Here is an 18,246-nt window from a genome sequence, read left to right on the forward strand (position 1 = left end):
ACTGTTCATTATACAATGCTCAAATTCCTCCCCTCCCAGGAGGGGAAAAAGGGGTGGGTAACCCCATGAGAAAGATCATCCCATACCATCCCTATCTGCTTGCCTTTGCCAGAAAGCTCCGCAATAATATGACCTATGGTGAGATTGCTCTTTGGCGTGAGATCAAAAACAAAAAGCTTGGATTCCGATTTAGCAGACAGATACCAATTGATAAATATATCGTAGATTTCTATTGCAAAGATCTAAAACTGGCTATAGAAGTAGATGGTTCAATTCACTTCGGTGTAGGGCAACCAGAGAAAGACAGGCGAAGGCAAGAACGATTGGAGTCTTTAGGGGTACGCTTAATAAGGTTAAGTGATTTGGATGTAAAAAATAACCTGGTTTTAGTGCTGGACGAATTAAAAAGGGGGATAGAGAATCTAAAACCCACCCCCGGCCCCTCCCAGGAGGGGAATACCCATGAATTATGATAAAATTCTTTAGAAAAATAAGATTCGACCTTATGAAAACAGGGAAAACAGCTAAGTACCTTACATACGCCTTTGGTGAAATTGTGCTGGTGGTGATCGGCATATTGATCGCCCTACAGATCAACAACGCGAATGAAGACAGAAAACTGCGAAATCAGGAAGTTCACTATCTGATAAATCTAAAAACAGACCTGCAGCTAAACATCGCAGAACTGGATAAATACATAACGGTTAGAAATTCCAGGATAGCATCTGCCAACTATGTTTTAGAATATTTTGAAGGCAAACCACTGACCGATCTGAATGCCTTCGCATTTCATACTACCAACATCTATATCTGGCAGAAGTTTACCCAGCACGATAATACGTTTCAGGAACTCACCAATTCCGGGAATCTCGCCCTGATCTCTAACGACACCATAAAAAATGGGCTGCTGAATCTCCAGGCACTCTACAAAAAACTAAAGAATGAAGAAGAGCACTTCAGGTACGATGCTGAGGTGTTGTTGTACGAACCCTCCTATGCGGTTTTAGATCTTAATCCCATTGTAAAAAACTACACCTATCAGGTCACCGATGGAAAAGCCGGCGAGAATATAGCATTATCCAGAGCCAACTATGAAACCATGCTACAAGATCTTAAACAGAAAAATGGGTTTGTCATGGCAGTCTATGAATTCTCCATGATGAATGCACAGTTCAATGAAATGAAGGCGCTGTGCACTGAAATCATTACTGCTATTGACATGGAATTAAGCTTCGATACCGCGAAGTAAAAGAACACAAAATATAAGCTTAGTCTCCCTCATTCGGGAAGAACTAAAGGCTTCTCCCCTGCCGGGCCGTATTTCAGAAAACTGACAAATGTCATACCTTCTTCTGGATGTGCGACTTACTTTTATCCCCGGAAACTAAAATATCTACAGATGGAGTTAGTTACAACACTGCCCCTGGTCTCCTGGGGGAATGGCATCCTTATCATAGGCGTATTTGCCCTGGTGGTTATTTTAATAATCGCCGTTGTCGTGAATATGATGAAGAGCGGACAGAAAAAGGAATAGAACCTTAATTGGCCAGTTCACAGAGCGTGTCCCTGCCATAATTATTTTCCGTAACCCGTAGAAATAGTATATTTAGACCTTACTCTAAAACTATCCCTATGAGGCTTTTTATTTGTTCGGTTTTCACCCTGTTTACGCTTTCCCTAACAGCTCAAAAAAAGGTGCTGGACCATCCGGACCTGGAACGTTGGAATACCATTGAAAACCCTTTACTCTCACCCAATGGAGCCTATGTGATGTACAGCCTGGAACAAGGAGAAAAAGACCAATTCCTCCACCTAAAAGACGCACAGAGGCAGGAAGTATTCCGTTATGACCGGGCTTCCAAAGGCAGTTTTACCTATGATTCCAACTTTGCTGTATTTGCCATTACCGCCTGGAAAGACAGTATCCTGGCAATGAAACGCCGAAAGGTGAAGAAGAAGGATATGCCCAAAGACAGCCTGGGAATCTACAACCTAAACACTCGGCAACTAGAGAAATTTGGGAATATAAAGAACTTCAAGATCCCGGAAAAATGGAGTGGCTACCTCGCCTATCAACTAGAGGAAATAGAAGCCAAAAAAGACAGTCTCAAAGACAGTACGGAGACTAAAAAGTCCACGAAAGAGAAGGAGAAAAAAGTTGGAAAGAAAAATGGCTATCACCTCCTGGTACGGGATATCCAAACAGGGCAACAAGACACCTTTAAGTTTGTAACGGACTATACCTTTGCCAAAAGGGGAAAATTCCTGGCTTGGGCCACCACGGGGGAAACAGATTCGGCCAATGCGGCTATTTATGTCCTGAATTTTGACAAGGCGAAACTCACCAAAGTGCACGAGGCCAAGAAGGCCACCTATGCCCAACTTAGTTTTAGTGAGACCGGGAAACATCTTGGCTTTGTGGTAGACACAGATACTACCAAGGTGCAACTCCGCCCGCGCGAGCTCTTTCACTGGGAAGAGGGAATGAATACGGCAGAAAAATTAGTGGATGCTCAATCCCTTAAAAATGACCTTCGGCCCTCGGCTACCGAAGAGGTTCATTTTTCAAAAGATGAAACCAAGCTCTATTTTGGCCTTGCCAAACCGCCTGTAATGAAGGACACCTTGCTTACGGAAGAGGAGATCGTAAATGTTGAGGTCTGGACATATGACGAACCCAGACTCTACACAGTACAGGAGATGTCATTAAAGAACGATACCATACAAGCCTACACGGCAGTTATTCACCTGGATAAAAAGAATGCGCTCACTCAGTTAGCCAATCCCACCTATCCGGAAATGTCAATGACAGACAAAGGCAATGCAGCAACAGCCCTGCTTATAAATAGTACTCCATACGAACTGGAACGGCAATGGACCGGGGAAAGAGCCCGCGACTATGCGGTGGTGAATATTGCCACCGGCTCCATTAAAAAGGTGCTGACCAAAGTGGCAGGGAGAGTAACTTTAAGTCCGAAAGGCAACTACGTTTATGGCTACAACAATGCAGACAGCCTTTGGTTTACTTACCATATCGATAAAGAAAAATATACCCCCCTTACCAAAGGGAAGTTGTTTTATGATGAGCTGAACGACTCCCCCACTTACCCGTCGCCTTACGGTTTTGCAGGCTGGACAGAGAAAGACGGAACCCTGTTGCTATACGACCGATATGATATTTGGGAATTTAATCCGGATACAGGCGCAGCCGATAGACTCACCATGGGACGGGAAATCAAAAACGTCTACAGGTATGTGCCACTGGATGAGGAAAAAGAATTTATAGATACCTCTGAAAAGGCGCTTCTAAGCATGTTTAATGAAAATAATAAAGGCAGTGGTTATGCAGCCTATGATTTTAAGTCGAAAACCCTGCAGCCGCTCCTCAGCGGGCCCTACCGATATAGCTGGTCCAGCAAAGCTACCCTTGCCAATACAATGCTGTTTACACGGGAATCCTTTACCGAGTTTCCGGACCTGTGGATAACCGATCTAAACTTTAAGGCTACCAAAAAAATCAGTCATGCCAATCCTCAGCAAGAGGAATACAATTGGGGTACTATAGAACTGGTAACTTGGACATCTTTGGACGGGATAGAACTCACTGGGATGTTGGTAAAGCCGACAGATTTTGACCCTTCCAAAAAATATCCTATGCTGGTAAATTTTTATGAAAAGAGTGCGGATGGCTTGCACCGCCACCGGGCACCTTCGGCCGGAAGGTCTACCATAAATTACAGCTTTTATGCCAGTAGGGGCTATCTTATCTTTAATCCGGATGTGCAGTACAGAATTGGCTATCCCGGAGAAAGTGCCTACAACTGCGTGATCCCAGGGGTGACCTCGCTTATTGAAAAAGGCTTTGTAGACAAGGAGAATATAGGCGTACAAGGGCATAGTTGGGGCGGTTATCAGATCGCCTACCTGGTCACCAAGACAGATATCTTTAAGGCCGCCGAAGCGGGTGCTCCTGTTCCGAATATGATCAGTGCATACGGAGGGATCCGCTGGTGGACAGGCCTTAGCAGGCAGTTTCAATACGAGCATACCCAAAGCAGGATAGGAGGCACCCCCTGGGAATATCCTACCCGCTACCTGGAAAACTCACCCATTTTTAATATGGATAAGATCAATACCCCACTTTTGATCATGCACAACGATGCTGATGGCCATGTGCCCTGGTACCAGGGTATTGAGTTTTTTGTGAGCCTGCGGCGTCTTGGGAAACCCTCCTGGTTCCTGAATTATAACGGGGAACCACATTGGCCCTTAAAGTTGCAGAACCGCAAGGATTTTACCATTAGAATGGCGCAATTCTTTGATCATTATCTGAAAGGCGCTCCCAAACCCCAGTGGATGGAACGGGGCGTACCCGCCATGGAAAAGGGCATTAACCAGGGATATGAATTTGTGGGGGAAGACGGCGAGAAGTAAGGCTAAAAGCATCTGAGTGATAACTCACATTTTATATGCTTATTGAACATAATACGTCATGATTTTTAAAAAAGTTACTAAAGTTTTTATCCAGCAGGTTTGTGTCTGTAGTATAGTAATGCTCTGCTGTCTTTGCTGCGCAACAACCAACAGATTTACGCAGGGAAAAGTAGTCCCCTCAGGCTTTTATGGGAAGACTACTTTTACAACGGTCAAGTCGTTAATTATACTTCCATGCGAACTCAACGGGGAGCGTAAAAATTTTCTGTTCGATACAGGGGCCCAGGTGACCGGAATTCATAGAGATTCTATTTTTGGTGAGATCGTAACGGTTAGGGGGGGATCTAACAGGACCATAGAAAATGGCAGTGAGATTGTAGCTTCCTTAAAAATCGGCGGTGTCGATTTTATAAATACGTTTGCAACCAATGATAACATGACTGAGCTGCATGAAAAGATTCCGAATTTTGGAGGTGTCCTTGGAAGAACAGTGATGGACAAATCAAACTGGCTAATTAATTACCCTGGTAAGACCATTGAAATATCAAACGAAGACCTCTCGGATGAAACCTATACGGATATTCCGCTTCTAGAATCCTCAAGCACACCGTATACTTACATAGATATAGACAACAAAAGGTATAAAGCGATCATAGATTTGGGCTCTACCTCCGTTTTGAACGTTCCAGAAAACACGGAACTTGCGAAATTTTTGATAGAGAGATACCAATTTTCGGAAAACCGAAGAGAAAGATATACGGTGGGTGGAACACAAAACATCACCGAACTTGTCGGTAGCGTACCGCTTTTAAAAATAGATTCCGCTGAATTTAAAAATATAGAGGTAAATATTAATCAATCTAGTCAGATCAGACTCGGGATGGCATTTTTTACAGATTATATGATCTATATTGACAATAAAAATCACCGATATAGAATTAAGCGAATAGAGTAACGCGGTGCTGGAAATAGTGCCAATTCAAAAGAAAAATCCGAACTGTTTTCAGTTCGGATTTTTTAGTGTTGTACTGATTCCAATAAGATTCCGTTAGGGCATTTAATTTAGAAAATTATAGATGCCTATGACAAAGCCAAGGGCGATAAGGGCCAGTATAACTTCAAGGCTAATGTTGAGGGCTGTTAAGATCCTATTTAAAATAGGGTGTTTCTCGGTATTTGTTTCCATAGCTGTGGGGATTTTATCGTGTTATAACTATACTTAAGATACAATTTTATGTGGCGAACTCTCCTGTATTTGTTGTGAAAGGGCCATTTTCTGTGGTGTAAAGAGATGTTCTTTGCACTTCATCGAGATTTTAACATAAATGGGGATGTTGATATCACCAAGAATAATTTTAAATTTGCGCATCAATCCTAATCTCACAAATCATGATCAAAAAAATTCTGCTTGCCCTGTTGGCTTTACTCGTCATCATACAGTTCTTCAGACCGGAGAAGAATGAAAGTAATGACCTTACCTATGATATAAGTACAAAGTACGAGGTGCCTGAGGAGGTAGATGAGATCCTAAGAGTTTCTTGTAACGACTGTCATTCTAACAAAACGGAATATCCCTGGTATTCCAATGTACAACCGGTAGCCTGGTGGCTTGCGGATCATATTGAGGATGGAAAAAGACACCTGAATTTCTCAGAATTTACCAAAAGACCGATAGCCATTCAGAACCACAAGCTGGAGGAAACCATAGAAATGGTAGAGGAAAAGGAAATGCCATTAAAGGACTATACCTATTTAGGATTGCATGCTGAGGCTAAACTATCTGATGAGCAACGAGAGGTTCTTATTTCCTGGGCCAAATCACAAATGACCTATTTAAAGGACAATTATCCGGCAGATAGCCTGGTAATGCCCAAAAGACGTCCGGCAACGACAGCCACCAATTGATAGTTGTAACTCCATTACTTCTGCATTTTAAGATAATAGTCTAGCGAATGCTTCCCTGATCCGTACAACAGGAAGAAGATACATGCAAGAAATACAACACTGGCCTGGACTAGGTTAGAAACGATCATTACTCCCAGGAAATTGGTGAGGATGGCTCCTATCAAAATGGGCATTTGCAATGCCACACACCAGCGAGTTAAGAGCCCTACGATAATAAAGAATCCGCCTACAAAATGAGCGGCTGCTACGTAATGCATGATCATCATACTGCCGGGGAGCTCCCGGAAAGGATTCATGACAAGCGCCATGGCTTCTGAATCCGACATAAAAGCTACGCCTTTCAAAATAAGAAAAACGCCAAGTGCAGCTCGTAGAAGGTCTAAGAGGTAATAGGTATGGGCATTGGCCCATTTGTTCAGTGCCTTAACAATTCCCATATCTGAAGAATTTGTGGTGAATTCAATTTATAAGGTACTCATATTAAGGGAGATAACAAAATATGTAGGCTGAAAGACGCCTACCCATTCTGGTGGTTTATCTTTTTTAGATCTACATGAGAACTATAAGAATTGAGTAATATCCTTAGCTTGGGAGTTATAACATTTTCACAAAATGGTTTTCCCGGATCGCGGTGGTAATAGTCCAGATACTGCGCTTCATTCTCTTTAAATTCATGAAAGAAAAGCGCTTTGGTTAGAATGGGTTGTGTAAAATCTGATTGGAGGTTATTCAGAATTGCTTCCACCTCCTCTTTTTGAGTCTCAGAAAACACGTATACTGCCGAGCGATATTTTTCACGCATGGAGTGATCTGAGGTACAACTATGGGTATGTAGGTGAATACTAATAAGTATCTGTAAAGGGAGAACTGCATCATTGAAGTAAACGATAATGGCTTCTGAAAAAGATTCAACTTCTTTCGCAGCGATCCAGCCCTGCCTCACTTTGGTAACCCCAAGCAAGGATTGAAAGATAGCCTCTGTACACCAGTGACAACCACCTCCGAGTCCAATTTTTCCGATCATTCTATGAATTCCGCTGTAAGTGGCAAAGTAAAAAAATCCAGCTTAGTAAAAAGCTGGATTCTTGAATGTCTAATTTTTTAAATCTCAAGCTACAGAGTTTCAAGGATGCTTATAATAAGAGTACTGGCTATTATTTGACAGCTAGTGAGGTGTCAAAACTTTGTAAAGAAGTAGCCATATATAATTCCGCATTTTTGGCTAATTCAGAAGAATACTCTTGATACATAAGAATTACTAAGGTTGTTAAAGTGATCAGCAACAAGCCGGTAAAGACCCTTGCTCCAAATAGTTGTACAGATTTTTCCATTAGATCATTTTAGGTGTCCCAATAATTGGAAGTGTACCTTGAAGATATAAAAAAGTACAGAATTTAACAAATCCTTAACAAAATTAAAAGCTTACTTATAAATCTGGGAACACAGGGGGTACTAGCAGGCGGGTAGTTCATGCAACATTTATATGTACATTTAAAGTACACAAGAATGGTATGAAACAGCTTTGGATTAAAGCGGCGCTGCTCATTTTGATATTGCATCAGATACAGTTCACCCGGGGACAGGAAAGCCTCCTTGTGGCGAGCGGGGAAGATTCAGCGCAACTTTTTGGGAAGGAGCAGCCTTTGCTGCTTCAGTTACGATATTCCAATAAAGCGCTAAAAAAGGACACCAATGACAGTACCTACCTGCAGTCTATGGTATGGTTCAGAGAAGCAGATACTCCCTGGGATTCACTCCCGGTTGATTTGAGGGCCCGTGGAAATTTCCGAAGGGCCAACTGTTACTTTGCACCACTGAAACTCAAATTAAGAAAGGCTCATACCAAACGCACCTTATTTCAGGGTAATGAAAAAATCAAAATGGTCCTTCCCTGTTTATTAGACAGGAATAGCGGTGACTATGTGTTAAAGGAATATATGGCCTATAAACTTTATGAATGCGTAGGGTCTTATCACTTTAAAACTAGACTTACCCAGATAGAACTCCTGGAGGAAAGGGGCAAAAGAAAAGTGGCTCACGATCTTATGGGCTTTTTAATAGAAGACATGGACCAGCTTAGCACGAGGTATCAAGGGCAGGAGGTGAAAAGAATCATACATCCTTTGCAGCAAGACGCCATTGCTTCCATCCAAAATGCCTTTTTTGAATATATGATCGCCAATACAGATTATTCTACCAAGCAACAACACAATCAAAAAATACTCTTTGCTTCCAAAAAAATCATTCCGGTACCGTATGATTTTGATATGTGTGGCCTGGTAAATGCCCCCTATGCCGCAGTGACCAACATTCAAAACCTGTCTGGTTCTATTACCCATGTCACAGATAGGATCTACAAAGGATATGAGCGCAATGAGGAACAACTGCAGGAGGTGCGGAATCTATTTCTGGCAAAAAAGGAAGAAATGTTAGAGGAGGTAAGGGCTTTGCAACTGCTCTTCCGGGACCCCAATCAGTATAGGCAGGCGCATGCGTTTGTCGTCTCTTTTTTCGATATTCTTGAGGATGATAAAAAATTCAGCAGGGAAATTTTAGGACGGCAAAGAACCCGCTAAGGCGGTCTACTACGAATCGTCTAAATCAATGAACTTGCGATAGTGATCATATCGTTTAAAGATCTGATCTACATATTCAAAGGGTTCCAGACCTCGCACATAACCATATTTCACCACTTCGTGATTGTAGTTCTTAGGAAAGCTAAGGGCCAGGATCATCTTCTCCACATGTTCATCCCAAATAGTATCGTTCAGGCCTTTGATGTGGGCAAGGTTTTGAGCATCTAACACATGACTCAGCCCACAGTTGTAAGCTGCCATGGTAAATTTAGTGCGTTGTACAGGATCGGAAATATTTTCAAAGTGGTCATACAGCTTTTTCAGATATCTGGAACCACCCCTAATGACATCTGTGGGGTCTAAAGACGCGCTTACTCCCATTTCTTTTGCTGTTGCAGGCATCATTTGCATAAGCCCCTTTGCTCCGGCCCAGGATTGAGCCTCCGGATCGAAGCGCGATTCCTGATAGATCAACGAGGCCAGTAAACGCCAATCCCAGCCTATCTGTTTAGAACTTTCCTTGATAATAGGATCGTACTTGCTGATCTGTCGCTGGTTAAGACTGTAGAACGGACTATTTACACGCCTTTTGAAACTTCGTTTGTTTTTAAAGTATTTATTGTAGATCACATAGTAATCTGCTTGTTCTTTCTCTTTCCGGATCCAGGAATTCGTAGCGGTTAACAAGTCATGGGCCTGTGGACTTAAAGCCCAAGCAATGCGCTGGGAAAAGCTTAAGGGAACCTCCACGTCCAGATTTGGAAAATAAGATGCGTTGATGGAAGCGAGGTTTTTATCTGCCAGGGTGTATTTAATGGTCCCATCGGCTACCATTTTAATGATCTCGTCTGTAGCAAAATTCCCCAATAGTGTATCGATAAAGATCTCGCCACCAATTTCTTTTGACAGGTTTTTGATCCGCTTAAAATAGGAAGAGTTCTTCCTTACAGAAATAGTATCTCCAATAAGTTCGATGGGATCTGTGATCATGACATTTTGGATCTCATCCAAAGTCATTTGCCTCCATCCCTCTGGTTTGCGCTGCACCAATACCTGTTCCGTAATATAGAGGTATTCGGCAAAGGCCACTTCTTTTTTTCGTTCCTGAGTGATCGCAAGACCATGGGCGACAATATCAACGGATCCCTTTTTTAGTTCAACAAGAAGGTCATCCAGATTCCTGGATACCTTAAGTTCTAATTCTACGCCAAGATCATCTGCTAACCGTTTGAGCAATTCATATTCATAGCCCATGGGTTGTCCTCTATACAAGAAATAGCTGGTCGCACTATAGGCAATAAGGGCTCGCAGTTTACCATCTGCCTTGATTTCTGCAAGATCACGTGGGTTGTATTCAGCCTTATTGGCCACCTGCATGCTAGACTTATGTTCATTGCATGAACCCAGTAACAGCAAGAATAATAAGAGGAACCTGATGAGTTTGCTCATAATTAGTTGGCTCAAAGAACGTAGTAAAATAGTAAAATTAAATGAATGCTTATCTAAACAAGAGGATTAATGCACCCAGGGCGGTAAGGATCAGGATCATTTTACGGTAGAACTGATCTTTGATAATCTTTACGAGTCGCACCCCACAGAACAACCCCAGTGCCACCCCTGGCAGTAATTTTGCATTGATTAACAGTGTATCCGGGGTGATCGTTTCCCACACAAAAATGTGAAAAGGAAGTTTAAAAAGATTGATAAAAAAGAATAACCAGGCGGCTGTTCCAATAAATTCATTTTTTGGGATCCGCATAGCCAGAAAGAAAATGTTGGAAAAAGCACCGGCAAGATTACCTATCATGGTGGTGATCCCGGCCATTATTCCCATAAATCCTGCAAAGCTCCAATGGGTGGGCACTGTGGTAGATTTTCGCATATCCCACCAGGCCATCATGGCTACACTTCCCAGGATCACAATAACCATACAGATCTTAAAGCTCTTTTCCGGGAGGTCATTTCCAAGGAGGACTCCCAAAACAACCCCGCTCATCATCCAGGGTAAGAACCGGCGGATATATTTCCATTGTGTATGCTTGTTGTAATAAAAGACCGCAAAGATGTCGCCCACCACAAATAGTGGCACCAATAGTCCTGTGGATGCCCGGGCCCCGAAGGCTATGGCCATTAGGGTAATGATGATTACTGCGATTCCCTTGATCCCGGATTTGGAAACGCCTAAAACAAAGGAAGCGATAAAGGCTAGTACCCAGGAAGTGATTGAAATTTCCACTGGCGTTTAGGAGTTGATTCTCTATGAGACAAGAAGATATTCAAAGGTATCTCAAAAAATAATATCTTTAACCACCAACCAATGCCGGTATCCATGGAATTAAGTACACTCGATTATAGTTTTATCATCGTTTTCTTTTCTATTGTCCTCGCCATAGGGGTCATAGTTTCTAAAAAATCAGGAAAAAATACTACAGAATTCTTTTTATCCGGGCGTACCATGCCCTGGTGGTTACTGGGACTTTCAATGGTAGCCACTACATTCTCCACCGATACACCTAATTTGGTTACAGACATTGTGCGTACCAATGGGGTGTCTGGCAACTGGGTATGGTGGGCATTTTTAATTACCGGCCTCCTTACCGTATTTGTCTATGCCAAGCTATGGCGAAAGTCGAATGTGAATACGGATCTCGAATTCTATGAGCTTCGTTACGGAGGGGCCGCCGCCAGTTTTTTACGAAAATTCAGAGCCGTTTATCTGGGGGTCATATTTAATGTGATCACCATGTCTGCCGTTACCCTGGCAGCCATAAAGATCGGCGGGATCATGTTGGGACTGGAGCCCTGGCAAACTGTGATCAGTGCAGGTTTAATAACGGTGACCTTCAGTGCCCTTGGGGGTTTTAAAGGGGTGGTCTATACAGATTTTCTGCTCTTTTTCGTGGCCATGTCCGGAGCTATCGGTGCCGCGTATTACCTGGTGAACATTCCTGAAGTAGGAGGAATACAAGCCTTAATGGCAAATGAAAACGTGATTGATAAGCTATCTATCTTACCAGACTTTAGTAACAAGCAGGCCCTTATTACCTTATTTGTGATCCCACTGGCCGTGCAATGGTGGAGCTCCTGGTATCCCGGGGCAGAACCCGGAGGCGGGGGATATATTGCCCAGCGGATGTTAGCAGCCAAAAATGAAAACCACGCCATTGGTGCCACCTTCTTTTTTAACATCATGCACTATGCCTTACGCCCTTGGCCTTGGATCTTAGTGGCGCTGGCATCCTTAGTAGTATATCCGGATGTGGCCAGTATTCAAGAAGCATTTCCAATGATTGCGAATGATAAATTAGGAAACGACCTTGCGTATTCTGCCATGCTAACCAAGTTGCCCAGCGGGCTTTTGGGCCTTGTTCTGGCTTCCCTGATCGCGGCTTATATGTCTACTATTTCTACCCAGCTTAACTGGGGGTCGTCTTATATCGTCTATGATTTTTACAAGCAACAAATCAATCCGCATGCCTCTGAGAAAAGATTGGTGGCTGTGGGGAGGATCTCTACCGTTATTCTGATGGTCTTTAGTGCCGCCCTGGCGTTACTGCTGCAGAACGCCCTTCAGCTTTTTGAGGTACTCCTGGTGTTTGGAGCGGGGACGGGTCTGATTTTTATTCTGCGCTGGTTCTGGTGGCGCATTAACGCCTGGAGTGAGATCACCGCTATGTTCGCCTCTGGAATCATTTCCATAGTATTAAAATTCACTTCAGTAGGCGCATACCTTTTTGCGTCAGAAACCGGCATCTTCCCCGATTGGTCCGAGTATATTTTTGTGGTCCTATTTACAACCATCATTTGGATGGCAGCTACCTTTTTAACCAAGCCAGAGACAAATGAGGTGTTACGTTCATTTTATATAAAAATTCAACCTGGCGGCCCTGGTTGGTCAAAGGTTGTAAGGGAAGCTGAAAAAGATCAGCAAAAGATAATTACCACTGATGAGAAATGGAGCGTGCCTTCTGGTATTGCCGCGATGCTCATTGGCTGCGTTCTCATATACTCCTGTATGTTCGCTACCGGATATTGGATCTATGGGTATACTTTAAAGGCAAGCATACTTACGGGTGTTGCTGTTATTTCTGGATTGTTATTGGCCAGGGTCTGGAATAAAATGAAAGGAACCATATTGTAAAAACTCATGAAAGAAAGAATTGTATCTGTGGATATTTTCAGGGGATTGACCATCGCCCTGATGATTTTGGTGAATACACCGGGTACCTGGGAATATGTGTATCCTCCACTTCGACATGCAGACTGGCACGGCTATACCCCTACAGATCTGGTGTTCCCGTTTTTTCTTTTTATCGTAGGAACCTCTATCGTTTTTGCGTATAAGAATAAATCGCCCAATGCCGTTACCTATAGAAAAATAAGTATCCGAACACTTAAGTTAATAGGTCTTGGACTTTTTCTGGGGGCCTTTACCATTTCCTTCCCCTTCTTCAAGGATTTTGAGCAGATCCGATTTCCCGGGGTCTTACAACGAATAGGTGTCGTGTTCTTCTTTGCAGCCATTCTTTTTCTTAATTGTAATTGGAAAGTTCTGATTGGGATTTGCATTGCGATCCTGGTTGGTTATTGGATATGGCTTGGATATATTCCCTTACTGGGCGAATCACCAACTTTTGAGAGAGCCCCAAATAACTGGGCAAATTATTTGGATGTACAGGTTTTTGGAAGTCATAACTATAAGGAGGACTATGATCCTGAAGGCTTGTTGAGTACCTTACCTTCTATAGCTTCTTCTCTTCTTGGGATCTTTACCGGACTTATCTTAGTTTCTAAAAGAGCTAAAAAGGAAGCATTGCTGGTTGGCCTGGGAATTTCCATGTTAGCACTGGGATATCTCTGGGACATGGCTTTCCCCATCAATAAGGCATTGTGGAGTAGTAGTTTTGTATTGGTAACCGCCGGATGGGCAAATTTACTGCTAGCGCTGATCTATTATTTAACTGATGTAAAGGGGATACAATTTGGAAGTATTTTTAGATATACCGGGGCCAATGCTATTACCTTGTATTTTCTTTCCAGCTTCGTGTCCAAGCTTTTTTATTCTATCAGAGTAGGCGATGGGGTATCTGTTCACCAATGGCTTTTTGAAAATATTTACAGGCACAACGTTCTCTCCGGAGAACTCTCGTCCCTCTTGTATGGGTTAACTGTAGTAGGGTTTTACCTCTTACTGGCTCTGGTGATGTACAGAAGGAAGATCTTTATTAAAGTATAATAAGGAAAGAAGCAGCGTGCCTATTTACCAGGAGTTTTAGTATGGGCAGTTTTACCAAAGGCCCATTGTATAAAGGAAGGAAAAATACTGGCCCAGGTGGGCAAATCGTGCTTCCCGCCTTCCATCTCCACATAACAGATCTTTTCCCTGGGGTATCCTTTTAGTTCCAGTTCCTTAATAAGGTCTGTAGTGTCCTCTATGGCATCTATGATCCCACTATGGTTCCGATCTGCTTTTTCATCGAGTGTACCTACCTGAAACCAGAAAGAAAGATGGGGAGAATACGTCCCATTTTTAACCATATCTAAAACAATGCGGCTGCGGTCTTTTAGATCTTTCTTTACATATGCCTTTTTGCGCCACCAGAAAGAACCGCTAAAAACAGCGGCTTTGTTAAAGAGATGTGGATGGTTAAAGACAATATCGAAGGCAGAGAGGCCACCGAGTGACATTCCACAAAAAACCCATGCCTCTTTTGGAGAGGCTACTTTAAATTCTTTTTTTAAGAATGGGATAAATTCTTCTGTGATAAATCGCGAATAAAGAATGGCTTTTTCACCTCGGCCTTTGTAATCTGCACTGCTGGCTGTGCCGTATTCGTGCATTCTGTTTTCATCGGTTTCCAGACCAACATATATAAAAGGGGTAATACGGTTGTTTGAGTAGGCATCAGTAAGAATACGCTCTAATCCCATGGATCTGAAATCTTGTCCATCATTCATCAACATCACGGGGAAGGGTAGATCGCTGGTTCTATAGGTTGGTGGTGCTACCAAGCGAAAGTTAACTTTGCGACCAAGAAATTGGGAAGCAAAACTGCCTTTTAAACTTATGAATTCAACATCAAAAACCATCGGTATTCTTTAAAAAAGGCAAGTATAAGGATTCCGTTTATTTTAAGCGAGATGTATCTAAAAATAAATACCTTTGCCTGTTAAAATTTATTTGTAAATAAAGAAAATTAGCATACATTATAGCATGGCCTCTATTAAGCATATACAGTATTATTCCAACACCTTGAACCGCAACATTAACCTAGAGATCACAGGGGATTGGGGCTATCCTATTCTGATGTTTCCATCTTCTTACGGGAGCTTTACACAAAACAATGATTTTGGTCTCAATGGCGCTGTGATGAATTTTGTAAATGAGGGGAAAATAAAATTGTATAATGTTGAAACATTAGACGGACTTTCATTTTACGCAGAGAATATGTCATCTGAGGTTAAGATCCATAACTACGAGATGTACATGCAATTTCTCAAGAATGAATTGATTCCCTATATTCAATCAGAATGCAACACCCATAGGATTGGTGTGGCGGGGGTGAGTTTCGGAGGATACCACGCAGGGAATACGGCCTTTAGATTTCCGGATCTTGTATCGCATTTATTCTCTTTATCCGGGGTATTCAGCATTCGTAATTTTGTACCACTTTCCGATGATATAAGGATCTATTACAATTGTCCGGATGAATTTATGCAGAATGAGGAACCCTGGAGATATCAGCATATGAATATTGTCTTAAGCACCTCAGATTGGGATAGTTGTAAACCTAAAAATGAACATATGGCGGGGATACTACAGGCTAAAGGGATCCCTTATTGGTACGATGAAAAAAAATGGATAGAACACGATTGGCCACTTTGGAAAATGGCATTTCCGGAATACATAGGCCGGTATTTTTAAAAACTTAAAAAAATAAAGTAAGATGGTAAAAAAAGTAGGAATTTTATTTGGAATGGAAGACACCTTTCCATGGGCGTTTATTGATAAAGTTAACGAGCTGGGTAACGGGAAGGTCATCGCAGAGCCGGTTCTGATAGACAAGGTTCAGCAGGGGATAGACTATGGGTACCACGTGATCATAGACCGGATCTCACAAGAGGTTCCTTTTTACAGGGCCTATTTGAAAAACGCCGCACTCATGGGAACGGCGGTGATTAATAATCCGTTTTGGTGGAGTGCAGACGAGAAGTTTTTCAATAACTGTCTTTCACTGCAGGTAGGGGTTCCTGTTCCTAAAACTATTTTATTGCCTTCTAAAGAAAGGCCGGACGATACTACTGAAAAATCGTTTCGAAATTTAAAAGCACCCTTAGATTGGGAATATATCTTCAACTATATTGGTTTTCCTGCCTACATGAAACCACATTCTGGTGGGGGTTGGAAAAGTGTATACAAGGTAGATTCTCCGGAAGATCTTTTTGCGAAACATGAAGAAACAGGGCAGTTAGTGATGATGCTACAGGAAGAGATCATTTTTGATGATTACTACCGGGTGTATTGTCTTGGACAGAAGTATGTGCATATAATGCCTTATGAACCAAGAAATGAGTTTCACTTGCGCTATGTGACTGAACCCAAGACCACCGGGGCAGAACATCAAAAATTAATGAAGACCATTCACGATTATACCATAAAACTTAACCAGGCACTGGGATATGATTTCAATACGGTAGAATTCGCGGTTAGAAACGGCATTCCATACGCTATTGATTTCTGTAATCCGGCTCCGGATGCAGATATCCACTCTGTAGGGGAAGGAAATTTTAAATGGATCGTGGATCATGCGGCAAAATTTGCTATTGAAAAAGCAAATGCGCATTCTGAGAAGAAGAATAACAGTTCCTGGGGCACTTTTCTACGGGAAGCGGTTACTCCTTCAAAACCCAAAGCGCCAAAGATCTCCTTAAAGTCGGCTGCTGAAGTAAATAAAACTAAGGCAAAGAAGACACCTATCAAAGCTGCGGCTGCAAAGGCAACTCCTAAAAAGAAGCCCGCTATCGCAAAGGCAACACCCGCAAAAAAGGCCACGGCAAAGTCAGCGCCCAAAAAAGCGGCACCGGCCCGTAAGACGGCAGTAAAACCAGCTCCCAAAAAGGCAACTCTGGCCCGCAAGGCCGCACCTAAGAAGAAAAAATAAGCTAACAAAAAGCAGCCATTATGCACAAGTTTACCCTGGGTATTGAAGAGGAATTCCAGATCCTGGATAGTGAGGGCTATACCTTGGTATCACAAATGTCCAAAATACTAGAAGACGGGAAAGTTTTTTTAAAAGAACGGATCAAAGAAGAAATGCACCTTTCTGTGGTGGAAATGGGGACCAACATCTGTGAGAATATTAGCCAGGCCAGGGATGAGGTGTCATATCTGAGGCAACAGGTCATTGAATTGGCAGCAAAAGAAGGATTGAAAGTGGCTGCTGCAGGAACGCATCCTTTTTCGATATGGAGCGAACAACCCATTACACCTAACCCTCGCTATGATCAGCTTATTGCTGAAATGAAAGATGTAGCCAGGTCTAATCTTATTTTTGGACTTCATGTGCATGTGGGAATCCCAAGTAGGGAAGAAGGCCTGCAGATCATGAATGTGGCCCGTTATTTTCTGCCACATTTGTATGCCCTTTCTACTAATTCCCCTTTTTGGGAAGGCCGAGACACCGGATTTAAGTCGTTTCGCTCAAAGATCTTTGACAAATTCCCGCGTACCGGGATCCCTCCTTATTTCTCCAGTGTTGCAGAATACGATAAGTTTATTGATGTACTCGTAAAAACGAATTGCATCGATAATGGAAAAAAGATCTGGTGGGATATACGTCTGCATCCTTTTTACCCTACGGTAGAATTCCGCGTGTGCGACATGGTGATGACCGTAGATGAAGTTACTTGTATTGCGGCTTTGATGCAGTGTATCATTGCCAAACTGCACAGATTACATCAAAAGAACCAGAGCTTTAGATCGTACAGACGTGTTTTGATCAATGAGAACAAATGGCGAGCGGCCCGATGGGGCATAGATGCCAAACTAATAGATTTTGGGAAGGAAGAGGAAGTACCATTTAAAACACTGATTAATGAGTTACTCGACTTTGTGGAAGACGTGGTAGATGATTTAGGTTGCCGAAATGAAGTGAATTATGTGTACCAGATGTTAGAACAAGGTTCCGGGGCAGACAGGCAGCTGAAAGTTTATGAAGATACTAAGGACCTTAAAGAGGTCGTTAAATATATTGTGGAAGAAACCTCAAAAGGCTTGTAAGCAAATGTCATTCATGTGCTCAACCACTTTTGAAGCAAATACTCCTGCAAC

General features: G+C 42.5%; 18 protein-coding genes and 1 pseudogene. 12 read left to right on the forward strand and 7 right to left on the reverse strand.

The features are described from left to right. From WBM49_RS00835 to WBM49_RS00855, 5 genes are all read left to right on the forward strand, one after another. Positions 1-473 (forward strand): endonuclease domain-containing protein (locus WBM49_RS00835; RefSeq protein ID WP_424370163.1); only part of this gene is annotated, 473 nt, incomplete at its 5' end. Further along, on the forward strand, positions 470-1,249 hold the full coding sequence (locus tag WBM49_RS00840) for a DUF6090 family protein (RefSeq protein ID WP_424370164.1): 780 nt from the start codon (positions 470-472) through the stop codon (positions 1,247-1,249). The genes WBM49_RS00835 and WBM49_RS00840, both read left to right, overlap by 4 nt. Positions 1,250-1,399: 150 nt before the next feature. Beyond that, complete coding sequence (locus WBM49_RS00845) at positions 1,400-1,534, forward strand: hypothetical protein (RefSeq protein ID WP_424370165.1); 135 nt, start codon at positions 1,400-1,402, stop codon at positions 1,532-1,534. 98 nt (positions 1,535-1,632) lie between these two features. Continuing rightward, positions 1,633-4,434 (forward strand): alpha/beta hydrolase family protein, encoded by a 2,802-nt coding sequence (locus WBM49_RS00850; protein ID WP_424370166.1) that lies wholly within the window; start codon positions 1,633-1,635, stop codon positions 4,432-4,434. A gap of 58 nt (positions 4,435-4,492) precedes the next feature. Next, a complete protein-coding gene (locus WBM49_RS00855) occupies positions 4,493-5,389 on the forward strand; it encodes a hypothetical protein (RefSeq protein WP_424370167.1) in 897 nt (298 codons plus the stop codon). 102 nt (positions 5,390-5,491) lie between these two features. Here the strand turns inward: WBM49_RS00855 and WBM49_RS00860 are convergent, their stop codons facing one another. Further along, positions 5,492-5,620: a hypothetical protein gene (locus WBM49_RS00860; RefSeq protein WP_424370168.1), complete on the reverse strand. Its 129-nt coding sequence runs from the start codon at positions 5,618-5,620 to the stop codon at positions 5,492-5,494. 203 nt (positions 5,621-5,823) lie between these two features. Here WBM49_RS00860 and WBM49_RS00865 point away from each other — a divergent pair, with 203 nt between their 5' ends. Further along, on the forward strand, positions 5,824-6,339 hold the full coding sequence (locus WBM49_RS00865; RefSeq protein WP_424370169.1) for a heme-binding domain-containing protein: 516 nt from the start codon (positions 5,824-5,826) through the stop codon (positions 6,337-6,339). 14 nt (positions 6,340-6,353) lie between these two features. Here the strand turns inward: WBM49_RS00865 and WBM49_RS00870 are convergent, their stop codons facing one another. From WBM49_RS00870 to WBM49_RS00880, 3 genes are all read right to left on the reverse strand, one after another. Further along, complete coding sequence (locus tag WBM49_RS00870) at positions 6,354-6,776, reverse strand: DoxX family protein (RefSeq protein WP_424370170.1); 423 nt, start codon at positions 6,774-6,776, stop codon at positions 6,354-6,356. 80 nt (positions 6,777-6,856) lie between these two features. Continuing rightward, positions 6,857-7,363: a peptide-methionine (S)-S-oxide reductase gene (locus WBM49_RS00875; protein WP_424370171.1), complete on the reverse strand. Its 507-nt coding sequence runs from the start codon at positions 7,361-7,363 to the stop codon at positions 6,857-6,859. A 130-nt stretch (positions 7,364-7,493) separates the two neighbouring features. Then, a complete protein-coding gene (locus tag WBM49_RS00880; RefSeq protein ID WP_424370172.1) occupies positions 7,494-7,670 on the reverse strand; it encodes a hypothetical protein in 177 nt (58 codons plus the stop codon). A gap of 180 nt (positions 7,671-7,850) precedes the next feature. On the opposite strand from WBM49_RS00880, the gene WBM49_RS00885 reads away from it, so the two are divergent. Continuing rightward, positions 7,851-8,915, forward strand: coding sequence for a hypothetical protein (locus tag WBM49_RS00885; protein WP_424370173.1), 1,065 nt, complete (start codon positions 7,851-7,853; stop codon positions 8,913-8,915). 9 nt (positions 8,916-8,924) lie between these two features. On the opposite strand, the gene WBM49_RS00890 is transcribed toward WBM49_RS00885, so the two are convergent. Next, positions 8,925-10,364 carry a transglycosylase SLT domain-containing protein gene (locus WBM49_RS00890; RefSeq protein ID WP_424370174.1) on the reverse strand — a complete coding sequence of 480 codons (1,440 nt, stop codon included), beginning with the start codon at positions 10,362-10,364 and terminating at the stop codon, positions 8,925-8,927. 49 nt (positions 10,365-10,413) lie between these two features. Further along, entirely contained in the window at positions 10,414-11,151 is a 738-nt protein-coding gene (locus tag WBM49_RS00895; RefSeq protein ID WP_424370175.1) for a sulfite exporter TauE/SafE family protein, read from the reverse strand. A gap of 93 nt (positions 11,152-11,244) precedes the next feature. Here WBM49_RS00895 and WBM49_RS00900 point away from each other — a divergent pair, with 93 nt between their 5' ends. Together WBM49_RS00900 and WBM49_RS00905 are read left to right on the forward strand one after the other, a co-directional pair. Further along, complete coding sequence (locus WBM49_RS00900) at positions 11,245-13,056, forward strand: sodium:solute symporter family protein (protein WP_424370176.1); 1,812 nt, start codon at positions 11,245-11,247, stop codon at positions 13,054-13,056. 6 nt (positions 13,057-13,062) lie between these two features. Continuing rightward, a complete protein-coding gene (locus tag WBM49_RS00905; RefSeq protein ID WP_424370177.1) occupies positions 13,063-14,151 on the forward strand; it encodes an acyltransferase family protein in 1,089 nt (362 codons plus the stop codon). Between the two features lie 20 nt (positions 14,152-14,171). Here WBM49_RS00905 and WBM49_RS00910 read toward each other — a convergent pair whose 3' ends face one another. Further along, positions 14,172-15,005 carry an alpha/beta hydrolase gene (locus tag WBM49_RS00910; RefSeq protein ID WP_424370178.1) on the reverse strand — a complete coding sequence of 278 codons (834 nt, stop codon included), beginning with the start codon at positions 15,003-15,005 and terminating at the stop codon, positions 14,172-14,174. Between the two features lie 124 nt (positions 15,006-15,129). On the opposite strand from WBM49_RS00910, the gene WBM49_RS00915 reads away from it, so the two are divergent. From WBM49_RS00915 to WBM49_RS00925, 3 genes and pseudogenes are all read left to right on the forward strand, one after another. Then, positions 15,130-15,840, forward strand: a complete 711-nt coding sequence (locus WBM49_RS00915; protein WP_424370179.1) for an alpha/beta hydrolase-fold protein — start codon at positions 15,130-15,132, stop codon at positions 15,838-15,840. 22 nt (positions 15,841-15,862) lie between these two features. Next, positions 15,863-16,810 (forward strand): annotated as a pseudogene (locus WBM49_RS00920) (ATP-grasp domain-containing protein); the annotation flags it as partial. Between the two features lie 287 nt (positions 16,811-17,097). Continuing rightward, positions 17,098-18,195 carry a carboxylate-amine ligase gene (locus tag WBM49_RS00925; protein WP_424370180.1) on the forward strand — a complete coding sequence of 366 codons (1,098 nt, stop codon included), beginning with the start codon at positions 17,098-17,100 and terminating at the stop codon, positions 18,193-18,195. Positions 18,196-18,246 lie beyond the last annotated feature (51 nt).

Origin of the sequence: Muriicola sp., assembly GCF_049669965.1 — a bacterium.
In the GTDB taxonomy this organism is placed as follows: domain Bacteria; phylum Bacteroidota; class Bacteroidia; order Flavobacteriales; family Flavobacteriaceae; genus Muriicola.

Coding starts and splice junctions, on each gene's coding strand:
- WBM49_RS00855 (WP_424370167.1), top strand. CDS start 4,493: ATGATTTTTAAAAAAGTTACTAAAGTTTTTATCCAGCAGGTTTGTGTC.
- WBM49_RS00905 (WP_424370177.1), top strand. CDS start 13,063: ATGAAAGAAAGAATTGTATCTGTGGATATTTTCAGGGGATTGACCATC.
- WBM49_RS00845 (WP_424370165.1), top strand. CDS start 1,400: ATGGAGTTAGTTACAACACTGCCCCTGGTCTCCTGGGGGAATGGCATC.
- WBM49_RS00875 (WP_424370171.1), bottom strand. CDS start 7,363: ATGATCGGAAAAATTGGACTCGGAGGTGGTTGTCACTGGTGTACAGAG.
- WBM49_RS00910 (WP_424370178.1), bottom strand. CDS start 15,005: ATGGTTTTTGATGTTGAATTCATAAGTTTAAAAGGCAGTTTTGCTTCC.
- WBM49_RS00860 (WP_424370168.1), bottom strand. CDS start 5,620: ATGGAAACAAATACCGAGAAACACCCTATTTTAAATAGGATCTTAACA.
- WBM49_RS00850 (WP_424370166.1), top strand. CDS start 1,633: ATGAGGCTTTTTATTTGTTCGGTTTTCACCCTGTTTACGCTTTCCCTA.
- WBM49_RS00880 (WP_424370172.1), bottom strand. CDS start 7,670: ATGGAAAAATCTGTACAACTATTTGGAGCAAGGGTCTTTACCGGCTTG.
- WBM49_RS00885 (WP_424370173.1), top strand. CDS start 7,851: ATGAAACAGCTTTGGATTAAAGCGGCGCTGCTCATTTTGATATTGCAT.
- WBM49_RS00870 (WP_424370170.1), bottom strand. CDS start 6,776: ATGGGAATTGTTAAGGCACTGAACAAATGGGCCAATGCCCATACCTAT.
- WBM49_RS00840 (WP_424370164.1), top strand. CDS start 470: ATGATAAAATTCTTTAGAAAAATAAGATTCGACCTTATGAAAACAGGG.
- WBM49_RS00890 (WP_424370174.1), bottom strand. CDS start 10,364: ATGAGCAAACTCATCAGGTTCCTCTTATTATTCTTGCTGTTACTGGGT.
- WBM49_RS00865 (WP_424370169.1), top strand. CDS start 5,824: ATGATCAAAAAAATTCTGCTTGCCCTGTTGGCTTTACTCGTCATCATA.
- WBM49_RS00915 (WP_424370179.1), top strand. CDS start 15,130: ATGGCCTCTATTAAGCATATACAGTATTATTCCAACACCTTGAACCGC.
- WBM49_RS00900 (WP_424370176.1), top strand. CDS start 11,245: ATGGAATTAAGTACACTCGATTATAGTTTTATCATCGTTTTCTTTTCT.
- WBM49_RS00925 (WP_424370180.1), top strand. CDS start 17,098: ATGCACAAGTTTACCCTGGGTATTGAAGAGGAATTCCAGATCCTGGAT.